We start from the raw sequence: 19,729 nt of genomic DNA, 5'->3' as shown, positions 1-19,729 counted from the left end.
CGTATCAAAATCGTTATAAATCGTTCGCAGGGGATTTTGGGGAAAAAGCTAATTATGTGCAATGGGGGGCTTATATATGTACAATCCGCAAATTGAAACAATGGCGCGTCCTGAGATGGAGAGCTTGCAGCTGGAGCGTCTTCAACAAACAGTAAGAAGAGTGTATGATAATGTCGAATTTTATCAAAAAAAGTTTGAAGAGCTGGAAATTACTCCAGAGGATATTAAAAGCTTGGATGACATCACAAAACTGCCATTTACGAAAAAACAAGACTTGCGGGATAACTATCCATTTGGTTTATTTGCTGTTCCGCAAGAAGAGGTTGTCCGCATTCACGGTTCTTCCGGTACGAGCGGAAAGCCGACTGTAGTTGGTTATACAGCAAATGATATCAAAGTATGGAGCGAAGTAGTCGCCCGTTCTATTGTAGCAGCAGGCGGCAAGAAATCGGATATCTTCCATAATGCTTACGGTTATGGATTATTTACTGGCGGCCTTGGTTTGCATTATGGCGCAGAGGCTTTAGGGGCGGCAGTTGTTCCGATCTCCGGCGGAAATACAGAAAGACAAATTACCATTATTGAAGATTTTAAACCGCGCGGCATTTGCGGCACGCCATCCTATATTTTAAACATTGCTGAAAAAATGCAGGAAATGGGAAAAGATCCGCGAAATACATCCCTTGAATACGGGATTTTCGGTGCGGAGCCTTGGTCTGAAGAAATGCGTGCGAAGCTGGAAGAAACACTTAATTTGAAAGCGGTTGATATTTACGGATTAAGTGAAATTATGGGACCGGGTGTATCAATCGAGTGCTACGAGGCGCAAGACGGTCTGCATGTGCAGGAGGACCATTTCTTCATTGAAGTGATTAATCCGGATACATTGGAGCCGGTTCCTGAAGGGGAAGTCGGAGAGCTTGTTTTTACAAGCTTGACAAAGGAAGCCTTTCCGGTCATCAGATATCGCACCGGTGATCTGGCCTCTATTACGAGAGAAAAATGCAAATGCGGCCGAACAACCGTCAGAATGTCCAGAGTGAAAGGACGTACTGATGATATGATCATTGTCCGCGGCGTGAATGTGTTCCCGTCTGAGATTGAGCGTGTGCTTCTGCAAATTGAGGGTCTTGTGCCGCATTATCAGATTCACCTCGTGAGAAAAGGAACAATGGATGGGGTCGAGCTGCATGTTGAAGTGGAGGCGGAGCTATATCAGCAAGTTGAAGAAGATTTATCCCACCTTCGCATTCAGCAAATGAAAAAAGAAATTCAGCATTTAATGAAATCCACATGTCTCGTGTCGATGAATACTGTGTTCAACATTCCTAAAGCAATTCCTCGATCAGAAGGAAAAGCGATCCGGATCGTTGATTTGAGAAATTCCGATACGGTAGGCGTATAATAAGAGAAACAGTAGATTGAAGGAGGAAACACGGAATGTCTGACAACCAAGAAATTTTTGACATAACGATTATCGGGGGAGGTCCAGTCGGCATGTTCACCGCTTTCTATGCGGGCATGCGGCAAATGTCCTGCAAAATCATTGAAAGCCTGCCGCAGCTTGGCGGCCAGCTGTCCGCTCTTTATCCGGAAAAATACATTTATGACGTCGCTGGCTTTCCAAAAGTGCGGGCGCAGGAGCTGATCGATAATCTAAGAGAGCAAATGAATCAGTTCGATCCGACTGTCTGCTTGGAAGAGGCTGTTGAGGAATTGGAAAAACAGGCAGATGGCATCTTTAAGCTGACGACCAATGCTGACGTCCACTACACAAAAACCGTTGTGATCACAGCCGGAAACGGAGCGTTCCAGCCGCGGAAGCTGGAGCTGGAAGGCTCGGAAAAATATGAAGGCAAAAACCTGCACTACTTTATTAACGACCTGAACCAGTTTGCCGGAAAGAAAGTTCAAGTCTTCGGCGGCGGCGACTCAGCGGTAGACTGGGCGCTGATGCTGGAGCCGATCGCCGAGCAAGTGACGATTGCCCACCGCCGGGATAAGTTCCGCGCCCATGAACACAGCGTGGAAACCATGAAAAACTCGAAGGTAGACATTAAGACGCCGTTTGTGCCGGCCGAGCTGATCGGGGACGAGCGGATCGAACAAGTCGTGCTCGAAGAAGTGAAAGGAGACAGAAAAGAAGTGATCGATGTCGATGACGTGGTCGTGACATACGGCTTCGTTTCTTCCCTTGGCCCGATCAAAAACTGGGGGCTGGAAATTGAGAAGAACAGCATTGTCGTCAATTCCCGGATGGAAACGAACATTGAGGGCATTTACGCGGCTGGTGACATTTGCACATATGAAGGCAAGGTGAAGCTGATTGCGAGCGGCTTCGGCGAAGCGCCAACCGCTGTCAGCAATGCGAAGGTCTACATTGACCCGAAAGCGAGAGTGCAGCCGCTTCACAGTACGTCCGTTATGGGCGATTCGGACAAGAAAGCCGCTAAGGCTGCTAAATAAAGCCGAACGCTTCATTAATCAATAAAGGAGGAAACACCATCATGCCAACTTACACCATTGTTGATAAAGATACTTGTATTGCCTGCGGAGCTTGCGGGGCGAGCGCGCCGGATATTTTTGATTACGATGACGAGGGGATTTCTTACGTCATCCTGGATGATAACGAAGGAACAGCGGAAGTGCCTGAAGACTTCCTTGATGATTTAGAGGATGCGGCTGATGGCTGTCCGACAGAGTCAATTAAAATAGCTGAACAGCCGTTTTGCGCTGAAAAGGTGTAACAGCTGCAGGTGCAAGGAGGCGTCCCAAAGGGGCGTCTCCTTCAGTTTGTCGACAAAAAAGAGGTTCGGAATGAAATCATTCCGAACCTCTTTTTTTTTGTTTTTTGAGATGGATGTCGAGCCGCCGGAGAGCATAACAGACCTCCCTGAGTTCAGTAGGCAGGCCATTGCCAAACAGATAGGGCTGTACGCCTGCTCTCTTTTTGTCTCCTGTTAAATTAGGAGGAATGGCGCTTGCAGCAAAAAATTTAATAAAATAATCAGAATATATTTGCATTATGTATAACAATAATTTATAATTACGTTATAAAACTGTTATATATGAATTTGGGGAATTGCGATAGAATTAAAGGAGGAGCAGACAATGTCTAACCTGACAATGATGACTGAAGAAGAAAAATTAGAGCAATTTGTGCAGCGGATCGAGGCGGGAGACAAAATTGAAGCGGATGACTGGATGCCGGAAGAATACCGTATGGCACTGATTAAGTTAATTTCTATGCACGGGATCAGCGAAATAATGGGAGCGCTTCCAGAGAAGGAATGGGTACCGAAAGCCCCTTCGCTTCATAGAAAGCTTGGCATCATGGCGAAAGTTCAGGATGAGATGGGACATGGACAGCTTCTTCTGCGCGTAGCGGAGGACTTGCTGAAGCCTTACGGCAAAAACCGCGGCGATTTAATGCAAGATTTATTTAACGGCGATTTAAAATTCCATAACGTCTTCCACATGGATACGAGAACATGGGGAGATGCCGGGTTGATCGGCTGGCTCGTTGATGGAGCAGCGATCATTACTCAGACAAACATGCTTGGCGCTTCTTACGGCCCGTATGCAAGAGCCCTTCAGCGTATTTGTGCAGAAGAAGTATTCCATGCACAGCACGGAGAGGCAATTATCATGGCGTTGGCAGAAGGAACAGAAGAGCAAAGAGCAATGGTTCAGGATGCCTTGAACCGCTGGTGGGATGCTTTGCTGATGTTCTTCGGACCGGCAAGCAAAGACACGACAGGTTCTTCTAAACAGGATGTAACGATTAAATATAAAATCCGTACAAAAACAAATGAGCAATTAAGGCAAGCCTTCTTTGATAAATATGTACCGCGTATCTTATCTCTCGGCTTGAAGCTTCCAGATCCGACAATGCATTATGATGAAGAAAATAAAGTATGGGTATACCAGCAGCCGGATTGGGCGGAATTCAAAAAAATCATCAAAAACCAAGGTCCGCGTTCTCAAGAGCGTTTGAACCTGCGCAGAACTTCTTATGAAAACAATGCCTGGGTGCGTGATGCCCTTGCAGCGACAGTAAGCTAAGGAAATCGAGAGGAGCAGAAGGAAAATGGCAGAAAAAACATTTTACCAAGAATATGAAGTATTCAGCAAGCGTACGCCGAGCTCTGCGTTCCAGCATCAGTTCAGTTTGCTTGCCCCGAACGAAGACATGGCGCTGGTTATGGCTCAGGAAAACTTTATGCGCCGCGAGCCGGTTGCTGATATTTGGATTGTTAACAGAAAGCATATCCGTGCAATGGATGCCGAGGAGAAGCTAACGCTTGGCAGACTGGATAATAAACAATACCGAACAACGAAAGGTTACGGCTACTTAAAGAAAAAGTGGCGTCACTATGAACAACAGATGCTTGATGAAAAAGAAATCTTGTCCTGGGGAGGAGACGGCAAATGAGCAGCACAGAAAACGTATTAAGCCCGGAGTATAAAGAGGCAGTCACTAATCTGTTATTTCAATTGGCGGATGATGACTTCTTAATTTCTTTCCGCGGTTCCGAATGGCTCGGACTCGCTCCCCATATTGAGGAAGACGTTGCTTCCTCTTCCATCAGCCAGGACACTATGGGACACGCCGCGATGTATTACACACTGCTAGAGGAGCTCAGCATTGGAAAGGCAGATGACTTGGCCCACCTGCGCCCCGCTTCTGAAAGAAAGAACAGCATACTGGCTGAGCGTGTAAACGGTGAAGGCTATTATATGGAGACGCCTCAGTACGATTGGGCTTATGCTGTTGTAAGAAACTTTTTCTACGCGCAAGCGAAAAAAGTGAAAATTGATTCTTTGCGCCAGAGCTCTTACCAGCCGCTTGCAGAAACAGCGGTAAAGGTCAATATGGAGCTTTACTATCACCTTCTTCATTGGAAAACATGGTTTGTTCAACTGTTAAGCTCCACAGATGAAGCGAAACAGAAGATGACGGCAGCCATGGAGCTCGTCATGAAGGATTTCGGGGATGTGTTCTCTTACGGAAATGAAAAGGCAGCCATTGAAGGAAATCAATTGATTGCCAGTGAGGAAGAACTGAAGGCCAGATGGACAGCGAACATGACGCCAATTTTTGAATCTCTTGAAATGGCCGTACCGGCGATTCCTGAAGCGTCAGAGAAAAACGGCCGCAATGGCGAACATACCGAAGAACTGGATGGAGCACTAGCTACTCTATCTGAAGTATATAAATTGGACCCTGTAGCTGTTTGGTAATTTTATACCGAAAAGAGGTGGCCTTAATGAATACATCCGTAGAATCTGTTAATCAACAAGTATATGAGGCGCTAGCGAATGTAAAAGACCCGGAGATTGATACAGTTAGCATTATTGATCTTGGCATGGTAGAAGAGGTCATTACAGCCGGGAATGATGTGAAAATTGTTCTGCTGCCGACATTTTTGGGATGTCCGGCATTAGAAATTATTAAAAAGAATACAGTTAATGCAGTGAAGGAACTTCCGTTTGTTGAAAAGGTGGAAGTGGAATTTGTTTTTCATCCGCCATGGACTTCGGACCGCATCACGGAAGAAGGGCATAAAGGCTTGCGGGCGTTCGGGATTGCTCCGCCGCCAGAGCACTTTGAAGAAGACGGTTCCTGGCATGTGGATTGTCCGTATTGCGGATCCACTTATGTGACCATGGAGAATATTTTTGGGCCGACTGCCTGCAGAAGCATTTTGTACTGCAAAAGCTGCAAAAATCCTTTTGAAGCAATGAAGCCTGTTTCGACAATGATGTAAAAGTGGAGGGGATGTACGATGGCAAAAGTAGTGGCACTATACAAACAACCAAAAGATAAAGAAAAGTTTGATGAGCATTATTTCAATGTTCACGGACCAATTACGGCAAAAATCCCGGGTCTTCGTGAAATGAAGGTAACGAAATTTAATAAATCTGTGATGACCGGCGGAGAAGCAGAATACTATCTCATGTGCGAAATGATTTACGATAGCATGGAAGATTTAAAGAATGGCATGCGTTCCGATGAGGGGAAAGCTTCCGGCAAAGACTTAATGGGGTTTGCAGGTGATCTTGTCACATTGATGATCGGTGAGGAAGTAGAATGAGCCGTTTTGAATTTATTGAAACATCTGTAGAGGGCGGTACGGCGGTTATCGAATTAAACCGCCCTCGGCAGCTGAATGCGCTGAACCGTAAGATGGTCAGTGAAATCGTGGCGGCGATGGAAGCATTCGACCGCGATGATGAAGTGCGTGTCATCGTATTGACAGGAAAAGGCCATTCTTTCTCAGCAGGAGCTGATATTGATGAAATGGCCGAGGATGACCCGATTCGCTTGGAGCTTTTAAACCAGTTTGCTGATTGGGACAGGCTGGCGCTCATAAAAAAACCGATTATCGGAGCAGTGAAGGGCTTCGTATTCGGCGGCGGATTTGAGCTGGCGTTAAGCTGTGACATCTTAATTGCCTCAGCCGGCACCGAGTTTTCCTTCCCAGAGGTATCCATCGGCGTAATGCCGGGAGCAGGAGGCACTCAACGGCTGACAAAGCTTGCCGGCCGCACGAAAGCGCTTGAATGGCTGTGGACGGGTGAACGAATTCCAGCAGAAGCCGCTTTGGCCCATGGAATCATCAATAAAATTGTCGCACCGGAAGTACTAATGGAGGAAACGCTGAAGTTTGCTGGAAGAATTGCCAAGCAGCCCCCTCTTTCTATTCGCCTGATCAAAGATTCGGTGAACAAAGCGGTCGACTATTCATTGTATGAAGGCATGCAATATGAGCGGAAAAATTTCTATTTGCTATTTGCCTCTCAAGACCAAAAAGAAGGCATGAACGCCTTTGTGGAAAAAAGGAAACCGAATTATAAAGGAAAGTAAGGAGGCCTTGTCGAATGTTTGAAACGATCCGTTATGATGTAAAAGACGGAGTCGCCTGGCTCTTTTTAAACAGGCCCGATAAGCTGAATGCGTTTACAGCGCAAATGAATCGCGAGATCAAAGACGCAGTGAAAGCTGCTTCGCAGAATGAAGAAGTCCGCTGTATCGTCATTACAGGAGAAGGACGCGCCTTTTGTTCAGGCCAAGACTTATCAGAAGTCGATGACAGCATGGATCATGGTGACATCCTGAGGAAGCATTACGGCCCGATGGTCAAACAAATCAGACAATGCGAAAAGCCCATTGTAGCCGCTGTTAACGGCGTAGCGGCAGGAGCCGGATTTTCTCTTGCCCTTGCCTGCGACTTCAGGCTTGTTTCCGAGAAAGCCAGCTTCGTCAATGCTTTTATTCATGTAGGCTTGATCCCTGATTCAGGCAATCTTTATTTCCTTACACAGCTGGTTGGCCAGGCAAAAGCGGCAGAATTATCGATTTTAGGAGAGAAGGTTCCGGCAGCTAAAGCAGTAGAGCTTGGGCTTGCTAACACGATGATTTCTGCAGAAGCCTTCAACGATGAAGTGAACGCGTATGCCGCTCGTTTGGCTGCTATGCCAACGAAAGCAATCGGTCTCATTAAACGGTCATTGAAAGCCGCTGAAGTGCTCTCTTTTGAGGACTACCTTGAGCAGGAAGCCCAAGGACAGCGGGCAGCCGGATTAACGGCTGATCACCGTGAAGGTGTCGAAGCATTTTTGCAAAAAAGAAAACCTGTTTTCTCAGGAAAATAAAGGGAGTGGAATATATGTCAACAACTCAAGAAACGAAAGTAGAACAAGAAGCGGTGAAACGCGACTTTTATCATTTAATCATCAATGGCGAGAAAGTAAAAAGCAGCACAGGCGAAACGATCAAGACATACAATCCAGCGACTGGTGAATTAGTAGCGGAAGTAGCAAAAGCATCGAAAGAAGACACGGAAAAAGCAGTCGCAGCAGCACGCGAAGCCTTTGACAACGGCAAGTGGAAGAAGTACCCTGTTGGCCGCCGTGCGCAAGTGCTGAACAAAATTGCTGCGATCATGCGCTCTCGTTTCAACGAGCTTGTTGAGCTGGAAGTTCTTGATACAGGTAAGACAATCCACGCTGCCCAAGGACAAATCACACAAGCAATTGAAGACTTTGAATTTTACGCAGGCGCTATTGTAGGCCACCGCGGCACAGTGAACAATGTCCCTGGCCAATTCCATAACTATACAGAAAAAGAACCTGTCGGTGTTTGTGCCCAGATCACTCCGTGGAACTACCCAATGATGATGGCTGCTTGGAAAATTGCACCTGCTATCGCTGTCGGCTGTTCAGTTATCGTGAAGCCGGCTTCACTTACTCCGCTGACAACTATTGTACTGGGTGAGATTTGCCAAGAAGCGGGCGTTCCAGCTGGCGTTGTGAACATCGTTCCTGGTTCCGGCGCTGAAGTGGGCGACTACTTAGTTGGGCATCCGCAAGTAGACAAAGTGGCCTTCACAGGTTCAACGCCAATCGGCAAAGACATTATGTCAAAAGCTTCTCAAACATTGAAGCGAGTAACACTGGAGCTTGGCGGTAAATCTCCTAATCTTGTATTTGCTGATGCGGATATTGACGCAGCAGTAGATGGCTCCCTGTTCGGTATTTTCTATAACAGCGGACAATCTTGTGAGGCGCGTTCCCGTCTGTATGTGCATGAAGATATTTATGACGAGTTTGTGAGCAAATTCGTTGAAAAAGCGAAAAAGATTAAACTTGGCGACCCGCTTGATAAAGGCACTCATATGGGAGCAATCATTGATCAAGGCCAGCTTGATACAATTGATAGCTATGTGCAATCCGCTATCCAAGACGGCGCTGAGGTTCTTGCTGGAGGCAAGCAAGTACATCCTGAAGGCTACGAAAACGGCTTCTGGTACGAGCCGACTGTCATCGCTAATGTGAATCACGACATGAAGGTCGTCCAAGAAGAAATTTTTGGCCCGGTTGTTGTCGTTATGAAATTTAAAGATGAAAAAGAAGCCATCAGATTGGCAAACGATACTGACTTTGGCCTTGGTTCTGCTATTTGGACAAAAGATGGCGCCCGCGCTACTCGTGTAGCCAACCAAATTCAAGCCGGCATCGTAATGATCAACTGCCCATTCTCCGCCTTCCCGGGCACGCCATTCGGCGGATATAAACAATCCGGCTTTGGCCGCGAGCTGAGCATTGAATCATTGGATCTCTATACGGAAACGAAGAGCATCCTGTCTTACTATGGCAGCCGTCCAATTAATCCATTAGGAGTTTAATTTATCAATCAGTGCGGACAGAAGGCGGCTAAGCCTCTGTCCGTCTTTACGAATAGGGGGAAAGCAACATGATCAACCGCATTGCAGTCGTCGGTTCTGGAGTGATGGGCAGAGGAATAGCCTATGTGGGAGCTGTTGGCGGTTATTCAGTAACGATAGTAGACATTAATGAAGCCGCTTTGCAGAACGCCAAGCAGGAAATTGACTCGATCTTCGAAAAAGGCTTAGCACGCGGCAAAATCACAGCAGAAGCGGCTGAACAAGCACGGAGAAATTTAAGCTATGAAAGCAACCTGGCAAAAACAGCTGCAGCCGCTGATTTAATTATTGAAGCCGTTCCGGAAAAAGCAGAGATTAAAAAGCAAGTATTCGAAACGATTGAAGAGCATGCACCGGAGCATTGCTTCTTTGCGACAAACACATCTACAATGAGTCCGACAGAAATCGCTTCTTACGCTAAGCGTCCGGAAAAAACGATCGCGATGCATTTTTTCAATCCGGTACATAAAATGCCTCTCGTCGAAATTATTCGCGGCTTGGAAACGAGCGATGAAACGGCCCAAATCATCAAAGAAGTGGCTGAAAAAATGGGCAAAGAAACAGTGGTGATTAATGAATTTCCTGGGTTTGTAACGAGCCGGATCAGCGCCCTCGTCGGGAATGAAGCATTTTATATGCTGCAGGAAGGACTAGGCACGCCAGAGGAAATTGATAAAGCAATCAAGCTTGGCTTGAATTATCCAATGGGACCGTTTGAGCTTGTCGATCTTGTCGGGTTGGATGCCCGGTTAAATAACTTAAAATATCTCCATGAAAAGCTTGGCGAGAAATATCGCCCAGCTCCGCTTCTTGAGCAATACGTCAAAGCAGGACGTCTTGGCCGCAAAAGCGGAAAAGGAGTTTACGACTATACGAACAAGGAAGAGTTGGTAAAAAAATGAGAGAAGTAGTCATTGTTGATGCTGTCCGCACACCGATTGGCAGATATAAAGGCGCTTTAAAAGACGTTCGTCCAGATGATTTGGGAGCTGTTGTGATTAAAGCATTGCTTGAAAGAAACCCGAGCCTTCCGCCTGAACAAATTGAAGAAGTTATATTCGGCAACGCGAACCAGGCAGGAGAAGATAACCGCAATGTGGCCAGAATGTCTGCTCTTCTTGCCGGTCTTCCGGTAGAAGTAGGCGGCACGACGGTCAACCGCCTGTGCGGCTCAGGGCTGGATGCCGTGATGTACGCGGCCAGAGCAATTGCTGTTGGCGAAGGAGATATTTTCATCGCCGGCGGAACAGAAAGCATGACGCGGGCTCCGCTCGTTATGGCAAAGCCGGATAAGGACTTCCCGCGCGGAAACATGGAATTGCAGGATACGACGATTGGCTGGCGTTTTACGAATCCGAAGCTGCATGAAATGTATGGAACGGACTCTATGCCGCAAACAGCGGAAAATGTTGCCCAGCGCCATAACATTTCGCGCGAAGATCAAGATAAATTCGCCTTTGAAAGCCAGCAGCGCGCGAAAAAAGCGATGGAAGAAAACCGCTTTGCGGAAGAAATTGTACCTGTTGTGTACAAAGACCGTAAAGGCAACGAGATTGTTGTTGATACAGATGAGCATCCTCGTCCGGACACGAACCTTGAAAAGCTTGGAAAGCTGCGGCCATTATTTGAGGGCGGCACCGTTACCGCAGGAAATGCATCCGGAGTGAATGACGGGGCCTCTGCCTTGCTGATTATGAGTGCAGAGAAAGCGAAGGAATTGAATGTACAGCCGATGGCAAAATATATCACGGGGGCAACAGCAGGCTTGGAGCCGGCTGTGATGGGGCTTGGCCCGATTTATGCTTCCCGCAAAGCGCTGGCACGCGCAGGGCTGTCGGTGAATGATTTAGGCTTAATTGAGTTAAATGAAGCATTTGCTTCCCAGTCGCTTGAATGCATCCGCCAGCTGGAGCTTGACCAAAGCAAGGTGAACGTCAATGGCGGAGCGATCGCTTTTGGCCATCCGCTTGGCGCAAGCGGAGCACGGATTTTAACAACGCTGCTTTATGAAATGAAAAAGCGCAAGGAACAATATGGCTTGGCAACGATGTGTATTGGTGTTGGCCAAGGCATCGCTGCGATTGTAGAAAATATAAACGAATAAATGCAATGATTGGGTAAACAGGCTGTCCTTCAGGCGCCAGAGCTCTTTTCTGTTAAGGGAGAGGAAGAGCAGCGGCAGACGTTGGACAGCTTTTTTAGCAGGAGCTGCTGGCGCAATTCACATTAAATCATGGCAGAGCTTAGCAGAAAGGGAGAGGAATATGTCCACTGTTTTATATAAAAAGGAAAATAATATTGGCTATGTAACAATCAACCGTGAAGAATCACTAAATTGTTTTAACTATGAAACACTCAAACGTTTGCAGGAAGTGACAGATGAGATTTCAATTGATCCGGAGGTAAAGGTTGTGATCTTTACTGGTGCCGGTGACAAAGCATTCAGTGCCGGTGCGGATTTAAAAGAACGGAAGACATTGACAGAAACAGAAGTGCGGAGAAATGTAAAGGCCATTCGTGATGTCTTTAACAGCATTGCTGCTTTGCCGCAGCCAACTATCGCCGCTGTAAACGGCTATGCGCTGGGCGGCGGGTTTGAGCTGATGATTGCCTGCGATTTCCCGATTGCTGCCGAAGGGGTAAAGATGGGATTAACGGAAACAAGCTGGGCAATCATTCCTGGAGCTGGCGGCACACAGCGTCTGCCAAGACTGGTTGGAGAGATGAAGGCGAAAGAGCTGATTTTTACAGCCAAGAAATTTACTGCCGAAGAAGGACAGCAGCTTGGAGCCGTTTTGAAGGTAGTGAAGAAGGAAGAATTGATGGCGGCTTGTGAACAGCTGGCGGCGGAAATGATGAAAAACGGCCCTGTAGCATTGAAGCAGGCGAAGTATGCTATCACTCAAGGCATGAACACGGATTTACAGACAGGACTGGCCATCGAGTCAAAAGCGTATGAATTAACGATTCCGACGGAAGACCGCTTAGAAGCGCTTCAGGCTTTCAGTGAAAAAAGGGCACCAAAATTTATCGGAAAGTAAGTATTTTAATCAGGATCACGTTATAATAAGAGAACAGAAAGAAAGTGATGCAACGATAAAGAGAGAAAGAGTGGGAGAGATGGCGAATACACAGTCAATGATTTTTACGATTTATGGCGATTACATTCGTCATTACGGCAACAAAATATGGATCGGCAGCTTGATCCGTGTGCTGAAAGAGTTTGGACATAACGAGCAGTCGGTTCGCGTGGCGGTTTCACGGATGGTGAAGCAAGGGTGGATCCAGTCAGAGAAGAGAGGAAACAAAAGTTATTATTTCCTTACTCCGCGCGGCGAAGCGCGCATGGAAGAAGCGGCCCGCCGGATTTTTAAGTTAAAGGCGCACGAATGGGACGGCAAATGGCGCATGCTGATGTACACAATCCCGGAAGAAAAAAGGCAAATTCGTGACGAATTGCGCAAAGAGCTGCTGTGGAGCGGATTTGGCAGCTTCTCCAACGGATGCTGGATTTCACCGAATGATTTAGAAAAAGAAGTGAAGATGCTCATAGAGAAATATGACATAAGCGAATATGTCGATTTCTTTATCTCCGATTATAAAGGCCCGAAGGAAGACCGGGTGCTCGTCGAGAAAAGCTGGCCGCTTGAAGAGATTGAAGGGAAGTATGAGGAGTTTATTTCCACATACAGCAAGCGGTATATCGTCCACCAAAGTGCAATGGCCAGCGGGCAAATGACCGATGCCGAATGCTTTGTGGAACGAGCCAACCTTGTGCATGAGTATCGCAAGTTTCTCTTTACAGATCCGGGATTGCCAAAAGAGCTGCTGCCATCGATGTGGAATGGCGATCATGCTGCTCTTTTATTTGCGCAGTATTACAAACTGCTCGCTGAACCGGCCAGCCGGTTCTTCGAAGAAGTATTCAGTGAAGATAATGATATGCGCCGAAAAGATAAATCCTATGATGCAGCGGATCATCCGTACATTGTGAACTAAAGAAAAAGGTGCCGCCTGGGCACCTTTTTTTGCGGATCACATGGCTTTGTGCGTCTTTATGCACGCCATTGCTGGAATAACGCGCGAACTTTGATAAAATATGCGCGCACTGACCGAATTTACGCGCGCAATCACGCGATTTAGGCTCACGGTGCTAACGCCTGTTTACTTTTCTTTGAAAACTTCGCGAAACTCATAGCCTTTTTGAACGTAAGTATCGATGGACAGTTGAATGAGCTCGAGATCTTTGTCGTTCAGCTCGCGGACAACTTTTCCCGGAGAACCCACGACGAGGGAGCGCGGCGGTATTTTTTTGCCGCTTGGAATCAGTGTGTTCGCGCCAATAATACACTCTTCCCCGATTTCAGCATGATCTAAAATAGTCGAGCCCATGCCGACAATCGACCGTTTGCCGATTTTACAGCCGTGCAAGATCACGTTATGGCCAACCGTCACTTCATCTTCAACAACGACAGGCGCGCCTTCATACAAATGGATAGTAGAATTGTCTTGAATGCTGCAGCGCTTGCCAATAGTAATTGCTCCTTCATCTCCGCGAAGCACCGCGTTAAACCAAACAGTTGATTCAGAACCGATATGAACGTCGCCGATGAGATAAGCTCCAGGCGCGACAAATACGGAATGATCCACCTTCGGATTTTTTCCGTTATACGAAACGATCATGGAATCCCTCCAATTACAAATTTACATAATTGTTTTTCTTTTTTATTTATTATAACATTTCTTTTAAGAGGAGGAGAAATAATGAAATACGTTTGTGAATTACTCCAGATTAAGTATCCGATTATTCAAGGCGGGATGGGCAATATCAGCAATGCCCAGCTGACAGCGGCCGTCTCAGAAGCGGGCGGTCTCGGGACGATTGGCTGCGGGACGATGACCCCTGAGGAAGTCGAGAAAATTATTCTAGAAACAAAAAAACGGACAGATAAAAACTTTGCAGTCAATATTGCTATTAGTGTGTCGCCCTATACAAAGGAATTAATGGATCTCGTCATCCAGCACAAGGTGCCAGTCGTATCGCTTTCGGCCGGCAATCCGGCACCGTTTATCCCGCTCTTGCATGAGCATGGTGTGAAGGTGATTGCGCTGGTTGCTTCAGTGAAGCATGCTCAAAAGGCAGAAGCCGCCGGAGCGGATATTCTAGTGGCTGAAGGCTTTGAAGCGGCTGGAATTAACTCAAGCCTTGAGCTGACTACTTTCACGCTTATTCCGCAAATCGTGAAGCATGTGAAGGTTCCGGTGCTCGCGGCCGGCGGGATCGGCGATGGCAAAGGACTGGCTGCTGCCTTGATGCTCGGTGCAAGCGGTGTGCAAATGGGAACCCGGCTTATTGCCACTAAAGAGGCTCCGTTTCATGAGAAGTACAAAGGCCGCTTAATTGGAGCGGGTGATACGGAAACAACAATCTTTGGGCGGAGCGTTGGCAGAGTCAGAAGGATCTTGAAAACTCCTTATGCCAAAATCTTAAATGAACGGGAACAAGCAGGTATGACGCTTGAACAATATGCAGAATGGACGTCGGAAGACAAACATATTAAAGGAGCGGTAGAAGGCGATATGGAAAATGGCTTTATTAACAGCGGCCAAATTGCAGGCCTGATTGAAGATGTTCCTACTGTGAAAGAGCTTTTGGAAAGAATGATCGAAGAGGCGAATGAACAGCTGAACCGCTCGGCAGAGGAATTAAAAGAGATCGCGGAGCGGACAGGAAAATAAGCGGCGCTTCCTATTGCCGGCGCAAAGCATCCATGGTAATATGTTCAGGTAAATCTCATCAGCAGCCAAACTATTTTATTAAAAAAGCTTTTCGTTAGAGAGGGGATAAGCCGCTCTCTTTTTTTATCTAGAAATGCCTGCAATTTTTCGAAGAGAAAGATTTTTCTAACAACATGATTGACTTCCTTTATTACTGATTGGTAAAATGACGTAGGAATAACGTTATACATATCTGAAGTAATATTGAGGGGTAAATGTAAGCGTTTTCTGATTTTAACAACTTTATGGGGTGAAAAAATGGAACAGAAAGAACAATGGTCATCTAAGCTGGGGTTCATTTTGGCAGCAGCGGGTTCGGCTATCGGGCTTGGGGCTATCTGGAAATTCCCTTATGTAGCTGGAACGAGCGGAGGAGGAATTTTTCTCCTGATCTTCATTCTCTTTACGCTGCTTGTCGGATTACCGCTATTAATCGGGGAATTTGTCATTGGGAGAAGCACGCAAAAAGATGCAATTCAATCATATAAGGAATTAGTGCCGAATTCGTCCTGGCATTTGATCGGGCGCCTTGGCATTTTTACATGTTTTATTTTACTATCGTTTTATAGTGTAGTAGGCGGCTGGATTTTAATTTATATTTTCAAAGGCGTGACAGGAGATTTAAGCGGATTGTCGGAAGCCCAATACGGTTCTTTGTTTGGTGAAACGATTTCTAACCCGCTGTTGGCGGTATTTGCCCAATTTCTCTTCATGGTTATCACTATTTATGTTGTCTCTAAAGGAGTAACCGCAGGAATTGAAAAGGCAAGCCAATTTATGATGCCGGCGCTGTTTATTTTATTCCTGCTGATCATTATCCGTTCAGTTACGCTCGATGGTTCAATGGAAGGGATCGAGTTTTTCCTGAAGCCTGATTTAGGAAGAATCACCTCCGAAACGATTCTGTTTGCCATGGGACAGTCGTTCTTCGCGCTAAGCGTGGGGGTGTCGGTCATGGTTACGTACAGCTCTTATTTGTCTAAAAAGGAAAGTATTCCGCAATCAGCTATTTCAATCGTTACGTTGAACTTGCTTGTCGCGATCTTGGCGGGATTGGCTATTTTCCCGGCTGTTTTCTCATTCGGACTGGAGCCGGATGCCGGACCGGTCTTGCTGTTTAATGTTTTGCCGACTGTTTTTAACCAAATTCCATTAGGCATTGTGTTCTTGATTGCCTTTTTAGTGTTGTTCTTGTTTGCTACATTGACATCAGCCTTTTCCATGCTGGAAATTATTGTGGCTGCTTTAGCAAAAGGGGATAATGGCAAACGGATGAAATTCTCATGGCTCATTGGCTTCCTGATTTTCATCGTCGGCGTGCCTTCCGCTTTGTCATTTGGCGTATGGAGCGATGTGCTGATTTTTGATAAGTCGATTTTTGATGCTGCGGATTTCCTTGTCAGCAACATATTGATGCCGCTTGGCGCGCTGCTCATTGCGATTTTCGTTCCGCTGAAAATTCCAAAGGAGCGCTTAATTGCGGAGCTGTCCGAGGGATCATCGATAGGCAAGAAGATTTTCTCTGCCTGGTTCCTCTTGATTAAGTATGTGGCGCCAGTCGCTATTATCATTGTTTACCTTGATGTTCTAGGCATTTTTCGCATGATGGGCCTCAAGTAATGAACTAGTTTGCCGGTGAAAGAGAAAGCGTTTTGTTGCAAAGTTCAATCAAAAGTTTGAAGGTGAAAGCATGGATGAGACAGATATTCAACTTTTAAAAATTCTTCAAGAAGATGGAAGGATCACATTAAGCGATTTGTCGAAAAAGCTCTCACTCAGCCGGCCAAGCGTCGCAGAGCGCTTTACACGGCTGATGGAAAAAGGCAGCATCGACAAAATCAGCGCTAGAGTGTCACCCAGTGCCGTCGGACGTAACATTTTGTTGTTTATTCAGGTGAGCGAGGTTAGTGTTCCTTACGATGAATTTGAAAGCATGACATGTGAACATCCGGATATTATTGAGTGCCATCGCTTGACTGGAACCGTGAATTATTTATTAAAGGCAGCTGTCAATGACATGGAGCATTTAAACAAGCTGATTGATTATTTGATCCGGTTTGGCAGTATTCACACTTCTATCGTGCTGAAATCCCCTGTTCCCGAAAAGATTATTTTGCCGTCTGATGAAGAACAGGAATGGCCGTGAAGGACGGCGCATCATAGAAGATGATGTCGAATGATAAGACAAGCCTCCTCTTTCTATTGTCGAAAGAGGAGGCTTTTTTAGCTTTTATTTACTGGAAATGAAAGCGTTTTACAAAACGAAGATAAATACCAAAAAATACATACGAAAAGTAAATAAAGGTCTGAAAATTCAATCATAATGATATATATATATATCATTTAACCTTTTATAATTAAAGTGAAGCGTATGCCTGCCGGCGCTGTTATTGGCGCTCGTTTGAAAGGGCTTACAAAAATTATATAACCAAGAAGCTGACAGATCCTTTTTCTGCGGCTAAATAAAAGCGTTCAACTATTAACGAAAGCAGGGATTAAATATGAGCTTAGTAGAAAAAACATCCATCATAAAAGATTTCACTCTTTTTGAAAAAATGTCTGAACATGAACAAGTTGTTTTTTGCAACGATCCTGCGACAGGACTAAGGGCCATTATCGCTATTCATGACACCACACTCGGACCTGCGCTTGGCGGCTGCCGCATGCAGCCTTATAACAGTGTAGAAGAAGCGTTAGAAGATGCTCTTCGCCTCTCCAAAGGAATGACTTACAAATGCGCGGCGTCCGATGTCGACTTTGGCGGCGGAAAAGCAGTCATTATCGGTGATCCGCAGAAAGATAAATCTCCAGAACTGTTCCGCGCGTTTGGCCAATTTGTTGATTCGCTTGGCGGCCGTTTCTATACAGGCACTGATATGGGAACGAATATGGAAGATTTCATTCACGCCATGAAAGAAACAAACTGCATTGTTGGGGTGCCGGAAGCTTACGGCGGCGGCGGAGATTCCTCTATTCCAACTGCCATGGGTGTCCTGTACGGCATTAAAGCAACCAACAAAATGCTGTTTGGCAAGGACGATCTTGGCGGTGTCACGTATGCCATTCAAGGACTTGGCAAAGTAGGCTACAAAGTAGCGGAAGGGCTGCTCGAAGAAGGCGCTCATTTATTTGTAACGGATATTAACGAGCAAAGCTTGGCGGCCATTCAGGAAAAAGCAAAAACAACATCCGGTTCTGTCACGGTAGTGGCGAGCGATGAAATTTATTCCCAGGAAGCCGATGTGTTCGTTCCTTGTGCATTTGGCGGTGTGGTTAATGATGAAACGATGAAGCAGTTCAAGGTGAAAGCAATCGCCGGTTCAGCCAACAATCAGCTGCTCACGGAGGATCACGGCAGACAGCTTGCAGACAAAGGCATTCTATATGCTCCGGATTATATTATTAACTCCGGCGGTCTCATCCAAGTAGCCGACGAATTGTATGAGGTGAACAAAGAACGCGTGCTTGCGAAGACGAAGCATATTTACGACGCAATTCTTGAAGTGTACCAGCAAGCGGAATTAGATCAAATTACCACAATGGAAGCAGCCAACAGAATGTGTGAGCAAAGAATGGCGGCAAGAGGCCGACGCAACAGCTTCTTTACTTCTTCTGTTAAGCCAAAATGGGATATTCGCAACTAATACTGTTCGGGGGGATATCATGAATACTCAATACCCAATCAAAAGAATAATCGATGATGAAGGCAACTTGGTGGATGCGTCTTACCAGGATCAGCTGAATGAGCAGCTTGTGAAAGACCTTTATTACCATATGCATCGAATTAGAACATTTGATAGAAAGGCGATCAGCCTGCAGCGTCAAGGCCGTCTCGGCACGTATGCTCCATTCGAAGGTCAGGAAGCTTCCCAGGTAGGAAGCGCCCTGGCATTGAATGCGGATGACTGGATGTTTCCAACTTACCGTGATCATGGAGCAAAGCTTACTTTTGGCGCCGATATGATGAAAACGTATCTTTATTGGAACGGCCGGGTAGAAGGCTGTGTGCCGCCAGAAGGGAAAAAGATTTTCCCGCCGGCGGTGCCGATTGCTACGCAGCTGCCGCATGCGGCAGGTGCAGCATGGGCTGAAAAACGCAAAGGGACGAAAAATGCAGCCATCGCTTATTTTGGAGATGGCGCCACGTCCGAAGGGGACTTTCATGAAGGCTTGAACTTCGCCAGCGTCTTTAAAGTGCCAGTTGTCTTTTTTAACCAAAACAACCGCTATGCTATTTCTGTTCCGATTGAAAAGCAAATGAATTCGGAAACCATCGCCCAAAAAGCGGTCGCTTACGGAATTCCAGGTGTGCGAATTGACGGCAATGACTGTTTTTCCGTTTATTTCGAAGTGAAAAAAGCATTGGAGCATGCCCGCAACGGCAATGGGCCAACACTTCTTGAAGCAGTGACATGGCGTACAGGCGCCCATACAACAGCGGATGATCCGACGAAGTACCGTCCGGAGGATCAAGGCAAAGGCATCGTTGAGCCGCTTCTCCGTATGGAAAGATTCATGAAAAACAACGGCTATTGGGACGAAGAATGGCTTGCTGAAATAGATGAAAAAATTAAAGCGGAAGTAGAAGCAGCAGTGGAAGCGATGGAGAGTTACCCAAAAGCCAATGTCGAAGATTTATTCGATCATGTATATGCAAATATGCCGCTTGAGCTTGCTGACCAGAAAGAATCCTATCTCGCGCATTTGAGGAGGGGGTAAAA

General features: G+C 46.3%; 21 protein-coding genes. 20 read left to right on the top strand and 1 reads right to left on the bottom strand.

Annotated elements, in window-relative coordinates:
* Positions 1-76 precede the first annotated feature (76 nt).
* The 15 genes from paaK (at position 77) to paaX (ending at position 13,229) form a co-directional block, all read left to right on the top strand.
* Positions 77-1,405 (top strand): phenylacetate--CoA ligase PaaK, encoded by a 1,329-nt coding sequence (gene paaK, locus B1A98_RS07615; protein ID WP_063384653.1) that lies wholly within the window; start codon positions 77-79, stop codon positions 1,403-1,405.
* Between the two features lie 35 nt (positions 1,406-1,440).
* Positions 1,441-2,466 carry an NAD(P)/FAD-dependent oxidoreductase gene (locus tag B1A98_RS07610; protein WP_063384654.1) on the top strand — a complete coding sequence of 342 codons (1,026 nt, stop codon included), beginning with the start codon at positions 1,441-1,443 and terminating at the stop codon, positions 2,464-2,466.
* 41 nt (positions 2,467-2,507) lie between these two features.
* Positions 2,508-2,747 (top strand): ferredoxin, encoded by a 240-nt coding sequence (locus B1A98_RS07605; RefSeq protein ID WP_041095097.1) that lies wholly within the window; start codon positions 2,508-2,510, stop codon positions 2,745-2,747.
* A 364-nt stretch (positions 2,748-3,111) separates the two neighbouring features.
* Complete coding sequence (paaA, locus tag B1A98_RS07600; RefSeq protein WP_041095095.1) at positions 3,112-4,065, top strand: 1,2-phenylacetyl-CoA epoxidase subunit PaaA; 954 nt, start codon at positions 3,112-3,114, stop codon at positions 4,063-4,065.
* 25 nt (positions 4,066-4,090) lie between these two features.
* The gene (gene paaB / locus B1A98_RS07595; protein ID WP_041095093.1) at positions 4,091-4,435 is read left to right on the top strand and encodes a 1,2-phenylacetyl-CoA epoxidase subunit PaaB; all 345 of its coding nucleotides are present in this window, start codon (positions 4,091-4,093) and stop codon (positions 4,433-4,435) included.
* Positions 4,432-5,244 carry a 1,2-phenylacetyl-CoA epoxidase subunit PaaC gene (paaC, locus tag B1A98_RS07590; protein WP_041095091.1) on the top strand — a complete coding sequence of 271 codons (813 nt, stop codon included), beginning with the start codon at positions 4,432-4,434 and terminating at the stop codon, positions 5,242-5,244. The genes paaB and paaC overlap by 4 nt, the downstream gene beginning before the upstream one ends.
* A 26-nt stretch (positions 5,245-5,270) precedes the next feature.
* Positions 5,271-5,771: a 1,2-phenylacetyl-CoA epoxidase subunit PaaD gene (paaD, locus tag B1A98_RS07585; protein WP_063384655.1), complete on the top strand. Its 501-nt coding sequence runs from the start codon at positions 5,271-5,273 to the stop codon at positions 5,769-5,771.
* An 18-nt stretch (positions 5,772-5,789) separates the two neighbouring features.
* Positions 5,790-6,098 (top strand): EthD family reductase, encoded by a 309-nt coding sequence (locus B1A98_RS07580; protein WP_063384656.1) that lies wholly within the window; start codon positions 5,790-5,792, stop codon positions 6,096-6,098.
* Positions 6,095-6,871 carry an enoyl-CoA hydratase/isomerase family protein gene (locus B1A98_RS07575; protein ID WP_041095085.1) on the top strand — a complete coding sequence of 259 codons (777 nt, stop codon included), beginning with the start codon at positions 6,095-6,097 and terminating at the stop codon, positions 6,869-6,871. Before B1A98_RS07580 ends, B1A98_RS07575 begins: the two co-directional genes overlap by 4 nt.
* 14 nt (positions 6,872-6,885) lie before the next feature.
* Entirely contained in the window at positions 6,886-7,659 is a 774-nt protein-coding gene (locus tag B1A98_RS07570; protein ID WP_063384657.1) for an enoyl-CoA hydratase-related protein, read from the top strand.
* 14 nt (positions 7,660-7,673) lie between these two features.
* On the top strand, positions 7,674-9,191 hold the full coding sequence (locus B1A98_RS07565; RefSeq protein WP_063384658.1) for an aldehyde dehydrogenase family protein: 1,518 nt from the start codon (positions 7,674-7,676) through the stop codon (positions 9,189-9,191).
* Between the two features lie 68 nt (positions 9,192-9,259).
* Positions 9,260-10,132 (top strand): 3-hydroxyacyl-CoA dehydrogenase, encoded by an 873-nt coding sequence (locus B1A98_RS07560; RefSeq protein WP_041113747.1) that lies wholly within the window; start codon positions 9,260-9,262, stop codon positions 10,130-10,132.
* Entirely contained in the window at positions 10,129-11,334 is a 1,206-nt protein-coding gene (locus B1A98_RS07555; RefSeq protein WP_063384659.1) for a 3-oxoadipyl-CoA thiolase, read from the top strand. Before B1A98_RS07560 ends, B1A98_RS07555 begins: the two co-directional genes overlap by 4 nt.
* A 160-nt stretch (positions 11,335-11,494) precedes the next feature.
* Complete coding sequence (locus tag B1A98_RS07550; RefSeq protein WP_063384660.1) at positions 11,495-12,271, top strand: enoyl-CoA hydratase-related protein; 777 nt, start codon at positions 11,495-11,497, stop codon at positions 12,269-12,271.
* Between the two features lie 79 nt (positions 12,272-12,350).
* A complete protein-coding gene (gene paaX, locus B1A98_RS07545) occupies positions 12,351-13,229 on the top strand; it encodes a phenylacetic acid degradation operon negative regulatory protein PaaX (RefSeq protein WP_063384868.1) in 879 nt (292 codons plus the stop codon).
* Positions 13,230-13,394: 165 nt separating this feature from the next.
* Here paaX and B1A98_RS07540 read toward each other — a convergent pair whose 3' ends face one another.
* Complete coding sequence (locus tag B1A98_RS07540) at positions 13,395-13,913, bottom strand: gamma carbonic anhydrase family protein (RefSeq protein ID WP_041095071.1); 519 nt, start codon at positions 13,911-13,913, stop codon at positions 13,395-13,397.
* A gap of 81 nt (positions 13,914-13,994) precedes the next feature.
* Here B1A98_RS07540 and B1A98_RS07535 point away from each other — a divergent pair, with 81 nt between their 5' ends.
* From B1A98_RS07535 to pdhA, 5 genes are all read left to right on the top strand, one after another.
* The gene (locus B1A98_RS07535) at positions 13,995-14,969 is read left to right on the top strand and encodes an NAD(P)H-dependent flavin oxidoreductase (RefSeq protein ID WP_063384661.1); all 975 of its coding nucleotides are present in this window, start codon (positions 13,995-13,997) and stop codon (positions 14,967-14,969) included.
* 297 nt (positions 14,970-15,266) lie between these two features.
* Positions 15,267-16,628, top strand: a complete 1,362-nt coding sequence (locus B1A98_RS07530) for a sodium-dependent transporter (RefSeq protein WP_041095067.1) — start codon at positions 15,267-15,269, stop codon at positions 16,626-16,628.
* Positions 16,629-16,698: 70 nt separating this feature from the next.
* Positions 16,699-17,154 (top strand): Lrp/AsnC family transcriptional regulator, encoded by a 456-nt coding sequence (locus B1A98_RS07525; protein ID WP_063384662.1) that lies wholly within the window; start codon positions 16,699-16,701, stop codon positions 17,152-17,154.
* Positions 17,155-17,509: 355 nt separating this feature from the next.
* Positions 17,510-18,652, top strand: coding sequence for a Leu/Phe/Val dehydrogenase (locus tag B1A98_RS07520; protein ID WP_063384663.1), 1,143 nt, complete (start codon positions 17,510-17,512; stop codon positions 18,650-18,652).
* Between the two features lie 19 nt (positions 18,653-18,671).
* Entirely contained in the window at positions 18,672-19,727 is a 1,056-nt protein-coding gene (pdhA, locus tag B1A98_RS07515) for a pyruvate dehydrogenase (acetyl-transferring) E1 component subunit alpha (protein ID WP_063384664.1), read from the top strand.
* Positions 19,728-19,729 lie beyond the last annotated feature (2 nt).

Source organism: Pseudobacillus badius (assembly GCF_002189605.1).
GTDB classification, from domain to species: Bacteria; Bacillota; Bacilli; order Bacillales; family Domibacillaceae; genus Pseudobacillus; species Pseudobacillus badius.
This window is presented reverse-complemented; position numbering and strand designations above follow the sequence as displayed.

What these genes read in the sequence shown, in the direction of transcription:
- paaK (WP_063384653.1), top strand. Translation starts at nt 77, where the DNA reads ATGTACAATCCGCAAATTGAAACAATGGCGCGTCCTGAGATGGAGAGC.
- B1A98_RS07610 (WP_063384654.1), top strand. Translation starts at nt 1,441, where the DNA reads ATGTCTGACAACCAAGAAATTTTTGACATAACGATTATCGGGGGAGGT.
- B1A98_RS07605 (WP_041095097.1), top strand. Translation starts at nt 2,508, where the DNA reads ATGCCAACTTACACCATTGTTGATAAAGATACTTGTATTGCCTGCGGA.
- paaA (WP_041095095.1), top strand. Translation starts at nt 3,112, where the DNA reads ATGTCTAACCTGACAATGATGACTGAAGAAGAAAAATTAGAGCAATTT.
- paaB (WP_041095093.1), top strand. Translation starts at nt 4,091, where the DNA reads ATGGCAGAAAAAACATTTTACCAAGAATATGAAGTATTCAGCAAGCGT.
- paaC (WP_041095091.1), top strand. Translation starts at nt 4,432, where the DNA reads ATGAGCAGCACAGAAAACGTATTAAGCCCGGAGTATAAAGAGGCAGTC.
- paaD (WP_063384655.1), top strand. Translation starts at nt 5,271, where the DNA reads ATGAATACATCCGTAGAATCTGTTAATCAACAAGTATATGAGGCGCTA.
- B1A98_RS07580 (WP_063384656.1), top strand. Translation starts at nt 5,790, where the DNA reads ATGGCAAAAGTAGTGGCACTATACAAACAACCAAAAGATAAAGAAAAG.
- B1A98_RS07575 (WP_041095085.1), top strand. Translation starts at nt 6,095, where the DNA reads ATGAGCCGTTTTGAATTTATTGAAACATCTGTAGAGGGCGGTACGGCG.
- B1A98_RS07570 (WP_063384657.1), top strand. Translation starts at nt 6,886, where the DNA reads ATGTTTGAAACGATCCGTTATGATGTAAAAGACGGAGTCGCCTGGCTC.
- B1A98_RS07565 (WP_063384658.1), top strand. Translation starts at nt 7,674, where the DNA reads ATGTCAACAACTCAAGAAACGAAAGTAGAACAAGAAGCGGTGAAACGC.
- B1A98_RS07560 (WP_041113747.1), top strand. Translation starts at nt 9,260, where the DNA reads ATGATCAACCGCATTGCAGTCGTCGGTTCTGGAGTGATGGGCAGAGGA.
- B1A98_RS07555 (WP_063384659.1), top strand. Translation starts at nt 10,129, where the DNA reads ATGAGAGAAGTAGTCATTGTTGATGCTGTCCGCACACCGATTGGCAGA.
- B1A98_RS07550 (WP_063384660.1), top strand. Translation starts at nt 11,495, where the DNA reads ATGTCCACTGTTTTATATAAAAAGGAAAATAATATTGGCTATGTAACA.
- paaX (WP_063384868.1), top strand. Translation starts at nt 12,351, where the DNA reads ATGGCGAATACACAGTCAATGATTTTTACGATTTATGGCGATTACATT.
- B1A98_RS07540 (WP_041095071.1), bottom strand. Translation starts at nt 13,913, where the DNA reads ATGATCGTTTCGTATAACGGAAAAAATCCGAAGGTGGATCATTCCGTA.
- B1A98_RS07535 (WP_063384661.1), top strand. Translation starts at nt 13,995, where the DNA reads ATGAAATACGTTTGTGAATTACTCCAGATTAAGTATCCGATTATTCAA.
- B1A98_RS07530 (WP_041095067.1), top strand. Translation starts at nt 15,267, where the DNA reads ATGGAACAGAAAGAACAATGGTCATCTAAGCTGGGGTTCATTTTGGCA.
- B1A98_RS07525 (WP_063384662.1), top strand. Translation starts at nt 16,699, where the DNA reads ATGGATGAGACAGATATTCAACTTTTAAAAATTCTTCAAGAAGATGGA.
- B1A98_RS07520 (WP_063384663.1), top strand. Translation starts at nt 17,510, where the DNA reads ATGAGCTTAGTAGAAAAAACATCCATCATAAAAGATTTCACTCTTTTT.
- pdhA (WP_063384664.1), top strand. Translation starts at nt 18,672, where the DNA reads ATGAATACTCAATACCCAATCAAAAGAATAATCGATGATGAAGGCAAC.